The following is a 15520-nucleotide window of genomic DNA, read 5'->3' as shown; positions in this document are numbered from 1 at the left end:
GGAGAGGCGGGGCGTGGTGTCGGTGGCTGCCGATAGGCTGAACGCATGACGCGAGCCGAGCAGCCAACGGCCCCCACCACAGCCCCGGACGACGCCCTGGTCGCGGACTCCCGCGAGCGCGCCGTGCGTTCCCTGCTGCGCCGCCCCGAACTGCGGCGCCTGTGGAGCGCGCAGCTGGTGAGCGGTGTCGGCGACACCCTCGCACTCCTCGTCCTGGTCGTCCTCGCCCTCCAGGCGGCGATCGCCCAGGGCGCTTTCGGCGGTGGATACCGGGGTGTCGCGTTCGCAGTGGCGACGGTCTTCGCGGCGCGCGTCCTCGCCGCGCTGCTGTTCGGCGCGGTCCTCCTAGGCCCGCTGACCACGCTCACCGCCCAGGAGGGCCCCCTCGACCGCCGCTGGACGATGGCCGGCGCCGACGGCGTGCGCGCCGCGCTGCTGATCGTCGCGCCGCTGTGGATCGACTGGACCCCGGGCAACGCGCTGGCCCTCCTGCTCGTCACGGCCTTCGTCACCGGCGTCGCCGAGCGCCTGTGGACGGTGTGCCGGGAGAGCGCGGCGCCGGCGCTGCTGCCCGGCCCGCCCCCGGAGGGCGCCACCGTACGGCCGCTGCCGGACCACATGGACGCCCTGCGCCGTCTCTCGCTGCGCACCGGTTTCCTCGCCGTCCCGCTGGCGGCCGCCACGCTGGTCGTCGCCGCCCTGCTCAACAATCTGCTGGGCACCGGCGTGGCCTGGTTCGACCAGCATCACGCGGCCCTCGCCTCGTATGTGGCGGCAGGCCTGTTCGCCGCCTCCCTGTCCGTGCTGACCTCCCTGGAGCTGCCCGAGGTGCGCACCCCGCGCGCCCGGTCCCCGCTGGAGGGCCTGCGCCGCCCGCGCACCGGCAGCGGCGTCGACAAGGGCCGCACGGGCGCCATCCCGCTGCTCGTCCCGGCCTGCGCAGCGGTCGCCGGGGCCATCGCCGCGGCCGTCTCGGTGTGCGTGCTGCACGCGACCGACCTGGGCGGCGGCCCGGTCCTGTACGGCCTGCTGGTGCTGGGCCTGACCGGCGGCGTCGCCGTCGGCATCCGTACGGCCCCCGCGCTGCTGCCCTCGCTCTCGCGCCGCAGGCTGCTCGCCCTCGCGATCGCGTTCACCGGCATCGCCCTGCTGGCCGCCGGGCTGGTCCCGGACGTCACCACGGTGCTGCTGATCGTCACCCTGGCCGGCGTCACCGCGGGCGTGGCCGCGAACACCGGGCACGCCCTGCTCGACCAGGAGACCGAGGACTACCGCCGGGCGCGCGTCACCGAGCACCTGCACGCGGTCGTCCGGGTCTTCATAGCGCTCGGCGCCCTGATCGCGCCCGTGGTCGCCGGTCTCATCGGCCGGCACCGCCTGCAGAACGGCCGCTTCGTCTTCGCGCACGGCGGCGCCTCCTTCACGCTGATGCTGGTCGGCGCGCTGCTGCTGCCGGTCGCGGCGCTGGTGCTCGCCAAGGTCGACGACCGCTCCGGCATCCCGCTGCGCCAGGACCTCAAGGACGCGCTGCTCGGCGGCGACGACCCGGTCGAGGCACCGGCGGCGAACGGCTTCTTCATCGCCCTGGAGGGCGGCGACGGCGCCGGCAAGTCCACCCAGGCCGAGGCCCTCGCCGAGTGGATCCGCGCCAAGGGCCACGAGGTCGTGCTCACCCGCGAGCCGGGGGCCACCCCCGTCGGCAAGCGGCTGCGCTCGATCCTGCTGGACGTGTCCTCGGCCGGCCTGTCCCACCGCGCGGAGGCGCTGCTGTACGCCGCCGACCGGGCCGAGCACGTCGACACGGTCGTACGGCCCGCCCTGGAGCGCGGCGCGGTGGTCATCTCCGACCGGTACATCGACTCGTCGGTCGCCTACCAGGGCGCCGGCCGCGACCTGTCCCCGACCGAGATCGCCCGCATCAACCGCTGGGCGACCAACGGGCTGGTCCCGCACCTGACCGTGCTGCTGGACGTCTCCCCGGAGACCGCCCGCGAGCGGTTCACCGAGGCACCGGACCGGCTGGAGTCGGAGCCCGCGGAGTTCCACGCGCGCGTGCGGTCCGGGTTCCTCACCCTGGCCGCCGCCGACCCGGGCCGCTATCTGGTGGTGGACGCCGGGCAGGAGCCCGAGGCCGTCACCACCGTGATCCGGCACCGGCTCGACACCGTGCTCCCGCTCTCCGAGGCCGAGATCAAGGCCCAGGAGGAGGCGCGGAAGAAGGCCGAGGAGGAGGCCCGCCGCAAGGCCGAGGAAGAGGCCGCCCGCAAGGCCGAGGAGGAGCGCCTGGAGCGCGAGCGCCAGGAGGAGCTGGCCCGGCTGCGCGCCGAGGAGGAGGAACGCAAGCGCCGCGAGCTGGAGGAGGCGCAGCGCCGCGAGGCCGAACGGCAGGCGGAGGAGGCCCGGCAGCGGGCCGCCGAAGCGGCCCGGCGCGCGGAGGAGGAGCGCCAGCGGCTGCTCGCCGAGGAGAAGGCCCGCGCCGAGGAGGAGGCCCGCCGCAGGGCCGAGGAGGAGCGCCGCCGCAGGCAGGCCGAGGAGGAGGCCCGGCTGCGCGCCGAGGAGGAGGCCCGGCAGGCCCGGCTGCGCGCGGAAGAGGAAGCACGCCGCCTGGAGAAGCAGCGCAAGGCCGAGGAGGCCCTGCTGCGCGCCGAGGAGGCCCGCCGGCAGGCGGCCGAGGCAGCGGCGGCGGCCGACACGGCGGCCCGCCGCTCCAGCACGCCCCTGCCGGCCGCGCCGGGCCCGGACGCGGCGACGGTGCCCACCCCGGTGGTGTCGCCGGACGGGCGCGGCACCGAGGAGACGGTCCCGACCCCGGTCGTCCCGCCGGGGCAGGGCGAGCCGGTCGGGCGCGGGGCGGGCACGGACGAGACGACGGTGCTGCGTCCCGTGCGCGACGCGGCCGACGAGCCCGAGAGGTCCGAGGAGGGCGGGGCGAAGGGCGCGCGTAACGCGCGTGCCGCACGGCCGGCCGAGCCCGGCACACCCGACGCCGAGGTGACGGCCGAGCTGCCCCAGCCGCCGGTTCCGGGTGCGGCCGATGAGACGGCGGTGCTGCCGCCGGTGGTCCCCGGGGCGGCCGACGAGACGGCCGTACTGCCTCCGGTGGTCCCCGGGGCGGCCGACGAGACGGCCGTACTGCCGCCCGTACGGGGTGGCGACCCGGCGGACCGGATGCCGTCCGGTTTCTTCCGCGACGAGCGGCCCGCCGCCGGCCCCGACGGCTCCGAGGACCGTACGCGCGAGATGCCGCAGCTCGACGCCGACGGCACCCCCCGCCGCCGGCCGCGTCCCGACTGGGCCGAGGAGACCCCGCTGGACGACCTGCCGTCGCTGGCGGACGAGCTGCTGGGGTCGTACGACCAGCGGGAGAAGGACGACCACGACGAGGAGCAGGGCCGCAGGGGCCGCGGCCGGGGCGGCCGCGGTTGATGTCCTCGCGGAACTGAGCAGGGGCGGCGTCGTCGGAGCACCGACGGCGCCGCCCCTTTGCTCGCCGAGGTGGCCGTCCGCGGCCGCTCCGGCTGCCGGCGACCCTCACTGTCAGTGCCCGCCCGCACAATGGAGGGCAGGAACGCGGAGTGTGACGGAAGGGCGGCGTGACCCATGACCGTATGGGACGACCTCGTCGGGCAGGAGAAGGTGAGCGCGGTGCTCGACGCGGCCGCGCGGGACGCCGACGCCCTGGTCACGGCCGCAGCGGCCGACGAGCCGCTGCCCGAGGCGTCGAGGATGACGCATGCCTGGCTGTTCACGGGCCCGCCCGGAGCCGGCCGGAACCAGGCGGCGAGGGCCTTCGCCGCGGCCCTGCAGTGCGTCAGCCCCGACCGCGCCCTCGGCGGAGCCCCCGGCTGCGGCTTCTGCGACGGCTGCCACACCGCGCTGCTCGGCACCCACGCGGACGTCACCACCGTGGCCGCAGTGGGCTCCGAGATCCTCGTGAAGGACATGCGGGACACGGTCCGCAAGTCGTTCACCGCCCCGGCGAACGGCCGCTGGCAGATCATCCTGGTCGAGGATGCCGAGCGGCTGAACGAGAAGTCGGCCAACGCCGTCCTCAAGGCGGTGGAGGAGCCCGCCCCGCGCACGGTCTGGCTGCTGTGCGCCCCCTCCATCGAGGACGTCCTGCCGACGATCCGCTCCCGCTGCCGCCACCTGAACCTGCGCACGCCGTCCGTGGACGCGGTCGCCGACATGCTCGTACGGCGCGACGGCATCGAACCCGAGGTCGCGGCGGCCGCCGCCCGCGCCACGCAGGGGCACGTCGACCGCGCCCGCCGCCTGGCCACGGACCCGGCGGCCCGGCAGCGCCGTGCGGCCGTGCTCAAGCTGCCCCTGCGGCTGGACGAGGTCGGTGCGTGCCTCAAGGCCGCCCAGGAACTGGTCGACGCGGCCGCCGAGGACGCCAAGCAGCTCGCCGAGGAGATGGACGGCAAGGAGGCCGAGGAGCTGAAGGCGGCGCTGGGCGCGGCCCAGGGCGGCCGGCTGCCGCGCGGCACGGCGGGGGTGATGAAGGACCTGGAGGACATGCAGAAGCGCCGCAGAACCCGTACACAGCGCGACAGCCTCGACATCGCCCTCGGCGACCTCACCGCCTTCTACCGCGACGTGCTCGCCCTTCAGCTCGGCTCCCGCGTGGCGATCGCCAACGGCGACGCGGAGGACGCCCTGCAGCGGCTGGCGCGCGGCGGCAGCCCGGAATCCACCCTGCGCCGCATCGAGGCGATCGCCGCGTGCCGCGAGGCCCTCGACCGCAACGTGGCCCCGCTGCTGGCGGTGGAGGCGATGACGATGGCGCTGCGGGCGGGCTGAACCACGCCGCCGCCTTTGTCCCTCGTACGAGGCGACAATTGCCACGTATCGCGTCCGGGGCGTCGCACAGCGTTACGCTCGCGGGATGCACACCAGGCCATCCCTCCGCCGGACCCGCGGCGCCCGCCACCGGACGACGGCTCGCCTCACGGCCGCCCTGTTCACGGCCGCCGCCCTGCTCGTGTCCGCCTGCTCCTCCGGGGGCTCGACCACGTCGCCGGGCGGTGCGGACGCGGTGCTGGCCGCGCTGCCGCGTGCGACGCCGTCGACGCTCTCCGCGTACTACTCCCAGCGGCTGCGCTGGCGCGGCTGCGGTGTCCCCGGTTTCCAGTGCGCGACGATGAAGGTCCCGTTGGACTACGCCGATCCCGGTGCGGGCGACGTACGGCTCGCCGTGGCCCGCAAGGCGGCCACCGGCAAGGGCAAGCCGCTCGGTTCGCTGCTGGTCAACCCGGGCGGCCCCGGCGGCTCGGCGGTGGGCTACCTGCAGAGTTACGCGGGCATCGGGTACCCGGCCGACGTCCGTGCCCACTACGACATGGTCGCGGTGGACCCGCGGGGCGTGGCCCGCAGCGAGCCCGTGGAGTGTCTCGACGGCCGCCGGATGGACACGTACACAGAGACCGACCTGACCCCGGACGACCAACGGGAGCGGAACGCGCTGGTCGCGGCGGACCGGGAGTTCGCGGAGAGCTGCGGGGCGCACTCGGCACGGCTGCTGCGGCACGTCTCCACCGTCGAGGCGGCGCGCGACATGGACATCCTGCGGGCGGCACTGGGTGATCCGAAACTGGACTACGTGGGGGCGTCGTACGGCACGTTCCTCGGCGCGACGTACGCGGGCCTGTTCCCCGACCGGGTCGGCCGGATGGTGCTGGACGGCGCGATGGACCCGTCCCTGGACGCCCGCCAGATGAACCTGGACCAGACGGCCGGCTTCGAGACGGCGTTCCAGGCGTTCGCGAAGGACTGCGTACGGCACTCCGACTGCGCCCTCGGCAGCAGGGGCACGACGCCGGAGCAGGTCGGCGACCACCTCAGGGCGTTCTTCCGGAAGCTGGACGCGCACCCCATCCCGGCGGGCGACGCGGACGGCCGCAAGCTGGGCGAGTCGCTGGCCACGACCGGGGTGATCGCGGCGATGTACGACCAGGGCACCTGGGAGCAGTTGCGCGAGGCGCTGACCTCGGCGATGAAGGAGAACGACGGCGCGGGCCTGCTCGCGCTCTCCGACAGTTACTACGAACGTGACGCCAACGGTCACTACAGCAACCTGATGATGGCCAACGCGGCCGTGAACTGCCTGGACCTGCCGTCGGCCTTCACCGGCCCCGAGCAGGTCGAGCAGGCGCTGCCGGCCTTCGAGAAGGCGTCCCCGGTCTTCGGCGAAGTCCTGGCCTGGGCCTCGCTGAACTGCGCGTACTGGCCGGTGAAGGCCACGGGTGAGCCGCACCGCATCGAGGCGGCGGGCGCGGCGCCGATCGTGGTGGTCGGCACCACCCGCGACCCCGCGACCCCCTACCACTGGGCCCAGTCCCTGGCCGGCCAGCTGTCCTCGGGCCGCCTCCTGACGTACGTCGGCGACGGCCACACCGCCTACGGCCGCGGCAGCACCTGCATCGACACGGCGATCAACGCCTACCTGCTCCAGGGCACCCCGCCGAGCGTGGGAAAGCGCTGTTCATAGCCCCTGCCCGGCCCCTGTCGCCCGCCCCGGAGCCCTCGCTTCCGGGGCGTGGTCGGAGCACCCCCGGAAACTGTGTAGACTTACCGACGTTGCCGATCGCACCATGGTGCGGACGGCGCGCCGCCTTAGCTCAGATGGCCAGAGCAACGCACTCGTAATGCGTAGGTCTCGGGTTCGAATCCCGAAGGCGGCTCTGAGAAACCCCAGGGCACATAGTCGCTGACCTGGGGTTTTGTGTTGCCCGGGGCATGGCGCGTCACACGGCTGGAGTGGCGTGGGGTGGCTTGCGTGAGCGATGCGTGAGCGGAGGGGGCCCGCCCTGCTACTCCTTGGGCTTCTTCCGCTGAGCCTTCTTCTTGCCCTCGGCCTGGGCCTTCTTGGCGCGCTTGGCCTTCTTCCGGGCCTTCTCCGCCTTACGTGCGGCTTCCTCCGCCTCCGCCTTCCGCTGGAGCGGGACCAGCTTCGCGGTGGCCTCGGCGGCGCTCTTGCCGACGTGGGGGAGGACGCTCTGGTAGATGTCCCGCGTGACCCGGCTATCGCTGTGCCCGAGGGTGTCCGACACGATCTTCACGTCGATGCCGGCGGCGAGCATGAGCGTGGCCGCGCCGTGCCGTAGGTCGTGCAGCCGGATCGGCGGGAGGCCGGAGGTGGTGACGAGTTGTTCGAAGAGGTCAGTGACCTTGCCGGGGTGCAGCCATGAGCCGTCTTCCTGGGTGAAGACGAGGCCCGTCTCGACCCACGCCGACCCCCATTCCTCGCGATCCGCCTCCTGCTGCTTGCGGTGCCGTTCGAGGACGCCGACGGTGTCGTCGTCCAGGGCTACGACGCGGAAGCCACTGTCGGTCTTCGGTTCGGATGCCTCGACTGGATCTGGTCGCCGAGGGCGACGAGACCGGGCGCGGCCTGGTACTGGTCGACGCGCTCGCGCACCGCTGGGGCTACGACGAAATGCGCTGGGGCAAGACCGTCTGGGCGGAGCGGGCGGTCTCACCGTGCTGACCGTACGGCTACTGCCCGAAGACGAACTGGCGGGCGTCGCCGATCCGGAGCGGTGCGTCGAGCCGGCCGTACCCCGCCGCACCGAGGGCACGATCACCGTCCGCGCCCTGCGGCTGACACCCGCCGACCTCGTACGGCTCCGCATAGAAACCGATCTGGCGCTGGCAGACATGCGCACCGAAGTCATGCGCGCCGGAGCTGCCTGGCGCCAACGACTGGCGCAGTGGCACGCGGACGGGCGAGCCGCCGTCGAGGCCAACGAGCTGGATACGGCCCTGCTCTCCCGCGTCCTGCAGGGCCTGCGGGCCTCCTTGTAGCACCCACAGACCCCCCCGGCGTACCGAAAAGGGCCCCGGGCGGAACGGCGCGCGCTCGTGCCCGCCCCGGCGGGCCGGAGCCGCTCCGGATCCGCGCTGCCAAGAACCGGCACAGCGGATCCGCTCAAGACCTCTCGCTCCGGCTGAGCGGGAGGAAGCCCAGAGAAGAGGAAGCCCAGAGAACAGGAGTGCACGATGCCCGAGAACACCGTCATCCTGCCCGTCGAGGACGGGCTGATCGTCTCCCGGAAGTCCATCGCCGCCGCCCGTGCCTCCGCGGTGTCGGGCAGGAGCGCGGCGGCGACCAGGCCGACGTCCCTGACCGAGATCATCTTCAGGGCGACGTCCTCCGGCAGCGGCAGCCTCAGCACGACCTCTCCGTGCTCCAGGCTCGGTGCCATCTCCTCCATGAAGGGGGTCGGGCGAACGTCGCCGACAAGGCTCGATGTGTTGTCGGGCTTCATCGCGATGTGCGTGGCGGGCGACGAGGCGCGACGCCGTCCCGTCCAGTTAATTGCCGGCGCGGACGCGGCCCTCTCCTCATCGCCCCCGGATTTGGTGGTCGCCTCGGAGTACCTGGACGAACTCGTCTGCTGGGCTGACGCAGAGTGGACCGATCACCCCTACCGTCCCGTGGAAGCCCGGCCTGACGAGGCCGACCGCCAGACGCGTGACTACGCCAAGGACCTCCGGCACGCTGCACTCCCGGTCCGCGTCCGGGACGAGATGGGCCGCATCGAACTCAGTGTCGAGGTGCAGTTCCTGGTCTTGTGCCGCCAACCGGGGTTGGACTGTCAGATCCGCCAGGACATCTTCTACGTCGCCGGGCGTGCCGCGATGGCCCTCGACCTCGGGCACTTGGAAGCGGCAGAGCGGGAGATCCAGCGCATGAAGCAGGTGGGTTCCGTGGAGCCACGGCGAAGCCGCTACGGCTGAGTCGCGGCTTTCCGAGGTCCACAGGTGTGGAACGATCTCTTCGCGTGACTGGTGTGATCACGGCGTCGGAACCGCATTGGATAGCCCGGTTCAGCGGACTGCAACCGCGCGACTTCCGCAGGCGGACCGCTATGTTGCGCCGAGAAGGTGCTGAGCTGACTCGCCGGGGACGTCCCTGGTCACTGCCGTTCGAAGACAGGGTGCTGCTGGTCACCGCGTACTGGCGAACAAACCTGACACTGCGCCAGCTTGCCCCGCTTTTCGGCATCTCCAAGTCAGCTGCCGACCGCATCATCGACCACGATGGGCCGTTGCTGGCGCTCAGGCAGCGGCAACGCTTTCGCCCCGGCACCGTACTCATCGCCGACGGCACGCTCGTGCCCACCCGCGACCACAGCGCCGCAGAGCAGTCCAAGAACTAGAGGTACTCCACCAATCACCAAGTCGTCATCGACGCAGACACACGGATGGTCGTTGTGGTCGGACCAACAGCCCCACCACTCGCGCCCGCTTTCCATGCGGCGAAGCCGTCCACTACCGCGAGCACGCCCTGACGCTCGGAGTGCCGGACGAGGCGATCATGGTCGAGACGGAGGCGGCGAACACCGGGCAGAACATCGCCTTCTCCCGTGAGCTGCCGGCGGAAGCAGGCATCGCGGTCGAGTCGCTGCTGTTGATCTCCAAGCCGTACATGGAGCGCCGTTCGTACGCGACCTGTCGCAAGCTGTGGTCCGGGGTCGACGTCGTGTGCGCCTCCGAGCCGCTGGAGCTGGAGGACTACCTCAAGTCCATCGGCGACGAGAAGCTCGTGGCCGACATGCTCGTCGGCGACCTTCAGCGGGTGATCGAGTACCCGAAGCTCGGCTTCGCCGTGGAGCAGGACGTACCGGGGGCCGTCCACGAGGCCTACGAGCGCCTGCTGCGGGCTGGCTTCGACAGCCGCCTCATCACCAGCTGACTCCCGACCGCCTGCGCACGATGATGCTCGTCCCCGGTCGTCAGTGATCGCCGGCGACCGCCCGCCTTGATGGCAGGCACAACTGTCAGAGGGGCCTCACCTACGTACGTTTGCAGGTGGGGCCCTCTGAAGTGGTGCCCCCTGCAGGATGCGAATCCGCGCCATCCGTTGTACCGGCTTTCCGCTCTCCACGGCCCAGCGCCGGAGCGCCCATCACCCCGTCAGCGTGCCCGCTCCACGCGGCGCTCGTCCCACACCGGCTCCGGTGTCTCGCGTACCCGGCCGTCGCTGCCGAACACCAGGAAGCGGTCGAAGGAGCGTGCGAACCAGCGGTCGTGGGTGACCGCCAGGACCGTCCCCTCGTACGCCTCCAGCCCCTCCTGCAGGGCCTCCGCCGACTCCAGGTCCAGGTTGTCGGTCGGCTCGTCCAGCAGCAGGGCGGTGGTTCCCTGTAGTTCCAGCAGCAGGATCTGGAAGCGCGCCTGCTGTCCGCCGGAGAGCCGGTCGAAAGCCTGGTCACCCTGCCGGTCCAGTTCGTAGCGGCGGAGCGCCGACATGGCCGCGCCCCGGTCACGGGCGTGTTCGGTCCACAGGATGTCCACCAGGGTGCGCCCGATCAGTTCGGGATGCGCATGTGTCTGGGCGAAATGACCCGGTACCACCCGTGCGCCCAGCTTCACCGTGCCCGTGTGCGCCACGTCCTCCCCGGCCAGCAGCCGCAGGAAGTGCGACTTGCCCGACCCGTTGGAGCCGAGCACCGCCACCCGCTCGCCGTAGAAGATCTCCAGGGAGAAAGGCTTCATCAGCCCCGTCAGCTCCAGTTGCTCGCAGGTGACGGCCCGCACCCCGGTGCGCCCGCCGTGCAGACGCATCCGGATCTCCTGCTTGCGCGGCGGCTCCGGCGGCGGACCGGCCTCCTCGAACTTGCGCAGCCGGGTCCGCGCCGCCTGGTAGCGGGAGGCCATGTCGTCGCTGCGCGCGGCGTACTGCTGCAGGTCCCGCACCAACTTCTTGAGCTGGGCGTGCTTCTCGTCCCAGCGGCGGCGCAGCTCCTCGAACCGGGCGAACCGTTCCTGCCGCGCCTCGTGGAAGGTGCCGAAACCACCGCCGTGCACCCAGACGTCGGAGCCGGCCGGGCTCGGCTCCACCGCGATGATCCGCTGGGCGGCCCGCGCCAGCAGCTCCCGGTCGTGCGAGACGAACAGCACGGTCTTGGCGGTCTCCCCGAGCCGTTCCTCCAGCCACCGTTTGCCCGGCACGTCCAGGTAGTTGTCGGGCTCGTCCAGCAGGAGCACCTCGTCGGGACCGCGCAGCAGCGCCTCCAGGACGAGCCGCTTCTGCTCACCGCCCGAGAGCGTGCGGATCTGACGCCACTGCGCCTTCTCGTACGGCACGCCGAGCGCGGCCATGGTGCACATGTCCCACAGCGTCTCCGCCTCGTAGCCGCGCGCCTCCGCCCAGTCGGCCAGGGCCTGGGCGTACTTCATCTGGGCGGCCTCGTCGTCCACCGTCATGATCTGGTGTTCGGCCGCGTCCACGGCCTGCGCGGCCCGCCGGATGCCCGGCGGTGCCACCGACACCAGCAGGTCGCGGACCGTGCTCTCGTCCCGAACCGAACCGACGAACTGCCGCATCACCCCGACACCGCCGCTCGACGTGACCGTGCCGCTGTGGGGCTTCAGCTCGCCGGACAGCAGCCGCAGCAGGGTCGTCTTGCCGGCCCCGTTCGCGCCGACCAGGGCCGCCACCACTCCCTCGCCCACCCGGAACGACACGTCGCCGAGCAGCGTCCTCCCGTCGGGCAGGTAGTACTCGAGGTGAGAGGCCTCCAGATGTCCCATCTTTCCTGTGTCCTTGTCTGCTGTTCGGGTACGGCGCCGGTGCGCTGTGTGGGCGGGCGGCCCCGGACCACGGTGCCAGGCGGGCCTGGTCGACGGCTGCTCATTTTTTTCCGGGCCGACGGTGGCCGGGGGTGCCCAGGGCCGCCGCAGGGGCAAACCGCTCAGGCCGCCTGGTCGAGGGCCTCCGCCCGGAAATGGTCCAGCACGGCTTGCATCCGGGAGATGGTTTCGGCCACGTCGCCGCCCTGCACGCGCACATGGCCCGACGATGCGGGGGAGGCGCGCTGCGGTGTCACCTCCGCGCCCGCCACGAGCGGCACGAGCGGCACGCGCCCGCCGAGCCCGCCGGGCAGCCGCGGGAGTTCCTCGAACGGGGTGGCCGCCACGACCCGTCCGGCGCCTGGGCGGAGGCGGCAGCGGGGAGGGACGGGGACCGGTCGTGCACACTCCTTGGGTGGGCGGAGGGCGGTGGAGTCCTACAGCTCCGAGCCCGCCAGGTCGGGGTGGGCGGAGCCGGGGGAGGCGTCCGGGGCCGCGAACCGGTGGCGTACGGCGAAGGCGACGGCGGCGCCAGCGAGCAGGGCGGCGACCGCGGCGACGAAGGCCGCCCAGGTGCCGTAGGAGCCGACGAGGAGACCGCCGAGCTGGGAGCCGACGGCGGTGCCGACGACGTTCACGGTGATGACCCAGGTGAAGGCCTCGGTGATGGCACCCGACGGGGCCGTGCGCGCGACGAGTTCGTACTCCACGGCCGTCACCGGGGCATAGACCAGGCCGCCGATGGCGAGGGCCAGGCCTATCGACCAGTTGTCCCAGGCGAGCAGGGGCAGTGCGGTGAGCGCGGACAGGAGGAGCAGGCCGATGGCGAGGGTGCGTTCGGCGGGCCAGTCCCGGTTACGGCTGCCGTACCAGAGCCCGCCGACGACCCCGCCGACGCCCCAGGCACCGAAGATCAGCCCGACGCTGTCCGCGGAGCCGTGTTCCTCGGCGAAGGCGGGCAGGGCCAGGTTGAACACGCCCGTGGACACGGCCGCGCAGACCAGGATGGCCAGCAGCCGGACCAGGCCCGGCGAGCGCAGCGCGCCCAGCAGGTCGCTCTCGGTCTCCTCGGCGCGCCAGTTGCGCGAGGCTTGCGTGGTGGCGAAGCCGATGGCGCCCACGCCCGCCAGCACTCCGCCGACGACCAGGGCCGTGGCGGGGGTTCCCCAGAACAGGATGCCGCTGAGCAGCAGCGGTCCGCCGATGAAGAAGATCTCGCTGAGCACTGCCTCCAGGGAGAAGCCCGCCTCCCGGCCGCTGGTGGGCAGAGTGCTCCACAGCGACCGGACGGATCCGCTGATCGGCGGGATCGTGGCGCCCGCGACGCTCGCGCACACCAGCTGCGCGAGGCGGGCGTCAGGCGCCATGCACACCAGAGCGATCAGTGCCAGCGGGTGGACGACACCGGTGAGGAGGAGCAGGGGGGTCTGGCCGTGTACGTCGACGCGGCGAGCGACGATCGGCGCGAGCACTGCACCGCCCAGCGAGTAGCAGGCCAGAAGCAGGCCCGCGGAGCCGTAGCCCGTGCCGCGCGAGGTGGCGAACACCACGAGGGCGAGCGTGACCAGGAACAGCGGGAACCGACCGACGATGCTCCACAGCAGTGGAGCGCGCATGGTCTTGTCGCGCAGGACGGTGAGGAACCGGTTCCCGGCGGGCGGGGGCTTGGCGCCGGTTTCAGTGGACGGCTCTTCGGGCCGGCTGTCGGATACGGCGTGGGTCATGGCATTCTCTCGGTTCTTGTGGGGGGCGGGCCGCCGGGCAGGACGTTGCCGTTCAGAGCGCGGCGACGACGGCGGCGATCTCCTTGGTTAGCAGGATCTGTTCCGCCTCGTCGAGTTCCGGGGTGAGCGGTATGCACAGGGTGCGGTTCAGCCTGTCGTGGGTTGCGGTGAAACCGTCCCAGCTCAATGGCGCGTAACGGTCGTCGCCGTCGGCCAGGTTCCACGGGAACCCATCCGTGTACAGCGAGGCGCGGCTCGCCACCACCGGGTGCTCGGGCAGGAGGTACTTGTCCAGAGTCCAGCAGGGCAGCCCCCGTTCCTCCAGCCGTTCCATGGCCCGGTCTCGCAGGTGCCGGGACTCCAGCAGCAGCCGCACGCTGGTCTTGACGTCACCGGGGCGCTTGGCGACCACGGTGACGTCCGGGCGCTCGCCGAGCGCCTCCAGCGTCAGGGCGTAGTGCCGGTCCAGAGAGGAGAGGATCTCGTCCAGCCGCCGGAACTGCTGGAGCTGTACGGCGGCCACGGCCTCGTTGGCACACAGGTTCTCGCCGTAGAACGCGCCGGGGTTCCAGCCCGGGTACTTGCCCTGCTCGCGGGCCGAGCCGTGGTCGGTGTAGGAGCGCAGGACGTCCCAATGGGCGGGGTCGCGGACCACGACCAGGCCGCCCTCGCCGGAGGTGAGGATCTTGGCGTGGTGGAAGCTGAACGTGCCCGCGTAGCCGACGGTCCCGGCGTGCCGCCCGTCCGCGTGGCGTCCGCCCATGGCCTGCGCGGTGTCCTCGATCAGGTACGGCACCCGCTCGGGCAGGTCGACGACGGTGCCCTCCATGTGCGCCACCACCACTCGCTCCGCGTCCGCGGGCAGCAGCGAGGCGTCCAGGCCGAACCGTTCGTCGACGTCGACGAGGACCGGAACCAGTCCGCAGGACAGCACGGCACCGGCCACCGCGACGAACGTGACCGCCGGTATGTACACAGGGTCGCCGACCCGCGGTCGGGTGCCCATCAGCGCCACACGCAGGGCCTGTGTGCCGTTCGGCACGGTCAGCGCCCGCCCCGCGCCGAGCCGCTCGGCGGCGTACTCCTCCAGCAGGTCGGCGTTGCTCGGCGCGGGGGCGCTGTACCGGAAGAGGACCTTGTTGTCGAGGGACCGGCGCAGTTCGGGGGTGTCCTCCAGGGAGAGGTAGTTGGCGCCGTAGGGGAAGGGACGCAGCATCAGCGGGCTTCCGTTCGAGGTGGGTGGACAGGGGCTGCGGGGCGAGGCCGCGTCAGAACGGGGCGAGCAGGAGCTGCCGGACCTGACGGGCGACGCGCTGGGCGCCGCGCCGGTCGTCGCCGGCGTGCTCCAGTGCCCGGGAAACGCGGCTCCAGAGCGGGTCGGCACCTCGGACGGCGCGGTCGGCCGAGGCGTCCGGTGCGGCCGCGTCGAGCACCTCGACGCCGGCGGCATCCGTGATCCCGGCGAGCCGGCTCGCCTGGTGCGCGTCCAGCGCCGGGAGCAGCAGCAGCGGGACCCGAGCGGCGTGCGCCTGGTTGACGGCAGTCAGCAGAGGCGAGGTGACCAGCAGCGACGCCTCGGCCAGCAGCCGCTCCGTGGCGGCCTCCTCGACCCCTGCGACGGGCAGCGCGCCGGCGTCCTCCCCGGCCGCGGACAGTAGGGCGGAGCGTGCGGGCACCGGCGCGTCCAGGACCACACCGAGCAGCGGTTTCCCGTCGTACTGTGCCGCTTCCACGGCGGCGCGCAGGGTCGCGCCGGCCCGGGCGACGGCCGCGTGGTCGTCGGGGTGCAGATCCGGTGTGGACAGCTGGACGACCGCGCCGCGCGCCGCGCGCGCCCGGGCGGCCCGGGGCGGGGCGATCGTGCCGACGTTGTGCACGCCCTTGGCGCGCTGCCCGCCCAGCCAGCCGGGCTGGTGCAGGCAGCGGACCGCCGACGGTGGCCAGGTGTCGCCGGGCGGGGGGCCGCCGGAGGCGACGAACACGACGGGCACGCCGGAGGCGCTCAGGCGCGCGGCGAGCACGTCGTCGTCGCAGACCACGGCGGCGCCGGGGGCGGGGCCTGCGTCCGGCTGACCGGTCAGCTCGACTTCGGTGAGGTGGGCGCTGACGTGGCGCAGTGCGGCCTGGGACTCCAGCGCGGGTCGCGCGGTGGCGAGCACGCGCAGCCGCGGCGGGGCGGGATGCGGGGCGGTGGTGGGTGAGGACATGGTGGC

At 72.9% G+C, this 15520-nt stretch carries 11 protein-coding genes, 1 tRNA gene and 3 pseudogenes; 9 read left to right on the top strand and 6 right to left on the bottom strand.

Translation table 11 applies throughout. From position 1 onward, the window contains the following. Window positions 1-45 precede the first annotated feature (45 nt). The 4 genes from tmk to FB563_RS12320 all read left to right on the top strand — a co-directional run bounded on the left by tmk (window position 46) and on the right by FB563_RS12320 (window position 6686). Window positions 46-3426 carry a dTMP kinase gene (gene tmk / locus FB563_RS12335; protein WP_055708098.1) on the top strand — a complete coding sequence of 1127 codons (3381 nt, stop codon included), beginning with the start codon at window positions 46-48 and terminating at the stop codon, window positions 3424-3426. 174 nt (window positions 3427-3600) lie between these two features. Further along, a complete protein-coding gene (locus FB563_RS12330; protein ID WP_055708097.1) occupies window positions 3601-4806 on the top strand; it encodes a DNA polymerase III subunit delta' in 1206 nt (401 codons plus the stop codon). 85 nt (window positions 4807-4891) lie between these two features. Further along, on the top strand, window positions 4892-6493 hold the full coding sequence (locus FB563_RS12325) for an alpha/beta hydrolase (RefSeq protein ID WP_055708096.1): 1602 nt from the start codon (window positions 4892-4894) through the stop codon (window positions 6491-6493). A gap of 119 nt (window positions 6494-6612) precedes the next feature. Further along, window positions 6613-6686, top strand: a tRNA-Thr gene (locus FB563_RS12320). Window positions 6687-6815: 129 nt separating this feature from the next. On the opposite strand, the pseudogene FB563_RS12315 reads toward FB563_RS12320, so the two are convergent. Then, window positions 6816-7358: pseudogene (locus FB563_RS12315) on the bottom strand (tyrosine-type recombinase/integrase); the annotation flags it as partial. On the opposite strand from FB563_RS12315, the gene FB563_RS12310 reads away from it, so the two are divergent. The 5 genes and pseudogenes from FB563_RS12310 to FB563_RS12290 all read left to right on the top strand — a co-directional run. Beyond that, window positions 7349-7492 carry an ATP-binding protein gene (locus FB563_RS12310; RefSeq protein ID WP_199832915.1) on the top strand — a complete coding sequence of 48 codons (144 nt, stop codon included), beginning with the start codon at window positions 7349-7351 and terminating at the stop codon, window positions 7490-7492. The pseudogene FB563_RS12315 and the gene FB563_RS12310 overlap by 10 nt on opposite strands. Beyond that, window positions 7486-7809: a hypothetical protein gene (locus FB563_RS12305; protein ID WP_055708095.1), complete on the top strand. Its 324-nt coding sequence runs from the start codon at window positions 7486-7488 to the stop codon at window positions 7807-7809. Before FB563_RS12310 ends, FB563_RS12305 begins: the two co-directional genes overlap by 7 nt. Before the next feature lie 195 nt (window positions 7810-8004). Next, entirely contained in the window at window positions 8005-8745 is a 741-nt protein-coding gene (locus FB563_RS43495) for a hypothetical protein (RefSeq protein ID WP_055708094.1), read from the top strand. Between the two features lie 44 nt (window positions 8746-8789). Continuing rightward, window positions 8790-9230 (top strand): annotated as a pseudogene (locus tag FB563_RS12295) (helix-turn-helix domain-containing protein); the annotation flags it as partial. A 2-nt stretch (window positions 9231-9232) separates the two neighbouring features. Then, window positions 9233-9703, top strand: a pseudogene (locus FB563_RS12290) (YdcF family protein); the annotation flags it as partial. A 221-nt stretch (window positions 9704-9924) separates the two neighbouring features. Here the strand turns inward: FB563_RS12290 and FB563_RS12285 are convergent. The 5 genes from FB563_RS12285 to blsF form a co-directional block, all read right to left on the bottom strand. Then, entirely contained in the window at window positions 9925-11544 is a 1620-nt protein-coding gene (locus FB563_RS12285; RefSeq protein ID WP_142218648.1) for an ABC-F family ATP-binding cassette domain-containing protein, read from the bottom strand. Window positions 11545-11705: 161 nt separating this feature from the next. Next, window positions 11706-11930: a hypothetical protein gene (locus FB563_RS12280; protein WP_142218647.1), complete on the bottom strand. Its 225-nt coding sequence runs from the start codon at window positions 11928-11930 to the stop codon at window positions 11706-11708. Between the two features lie 90 nt (window positions 11931-12020). Continuing rightward, entirely contained in the window at window positions 12021-13307 is a 1287-nt protein-coding gene (locus FB563_RS12275) for an MFS transporter (RefSeq protein ID WP_142218646.1), read from the bottom strand. A 52-nt stretch (window positions 13308-13359) separates the two neighbouring features. Further along, entirely contained in the window at window positions 13360-14523 is a 1164-nt protein-coding gene (locus FB563_RS12270) for a DegT/DnrJ/EryC1/StrS family aminotransferase (RefSeq protein WP_055709119.1), read from the bottom strand. Between the two features lie 52 nt (window positions 14524-14575). Then, entirely contained in the window at window positions 14576-15514 is a 939-nt protein-coding gene (gene blsF, locus FB563_RS12265; RefSeq protein WP_055709120.1) for a CGA synthase-related protein, read from the bottom strand. Window positions 15515-15520 lie beyond the last annotated feature (6 nt).

Source organism: Streptomyces puniciscabiei, assembly GCF_006715785.1.
Taxonomy (GTDB): domain Bacteria; phylum Actinomycetota; class Actinomycetes; order Streptomycetales; family Streptomycetaceae; genus Streptomyces; species Streptomyces puniciscabiei.
The sequence above is the reverse complement of the archived record's forward strand: the minus strand, read 5'-3'. Positions and strand labels throughout refer to the sequence as shown.

Coding starts and splice junctions, on each gene's coding strand:
- tmk (WP_055708098.1), top strand. CDS start 46: ATGACGCGAGCCGAGCAGCCAACGGCCCCCACCACAGCCCCGGACGAC.
- FB563_RS12330 (WP_055708097.1), top strand. CDS start 3,601: ATGACCGTATGGGACGACCTCGTCGGGCAGGAGAAGGTGAGCGCGGTG.
- FB563_RS12325 (WP_055708096.1), top strand. CDS start 4,892: ATGCACACCAGGCCATCCCTCCGCCGGACCCGCGGCGCCCGCCACCGG.
- FB563_RS12310 (WP_199832915.1), top strand. CDS start 7,349: ATGCCTCGACTGGATCTGGTCGCCGAGGGCGACGAGACCGGGCGCGGC.
- FB563_RS43495 (WP_055708094.1), top strand. CDS start 8,005: ATGCCCGAGAACACCGTCATCCTGCCCGTCGAGGACGGGCTGATCGTC.
- FB563_RS12285 (WP_142218648.1), bottom strand. CDS start 11,544: ATGGGACATCTGGAGGCCTCTCACCTCGAGTACTACCTGCCCGACGGG.
- FB563_RS12275 (WP_142218646.1), bottom strand. CDS start 13,307: ATGACCCACGCCGTATCCGACAGCCGGCCCGAAGAGCCGTCCACTGAA.
- FB563_RS12270 (WP_055709119.1), bottom strand. CDS start 14,523: ATGCTGCGTCCCTTCCCCTACGGCGCCAACTACCTCTCCCTGGAGGAC.
- blsF (WP_055709120.1), bottom strand. CDS start 15,514: ATGTCCTCACCCACCACCGCCCCGCATCCCGCCCCGCCGCGGCTGCGC.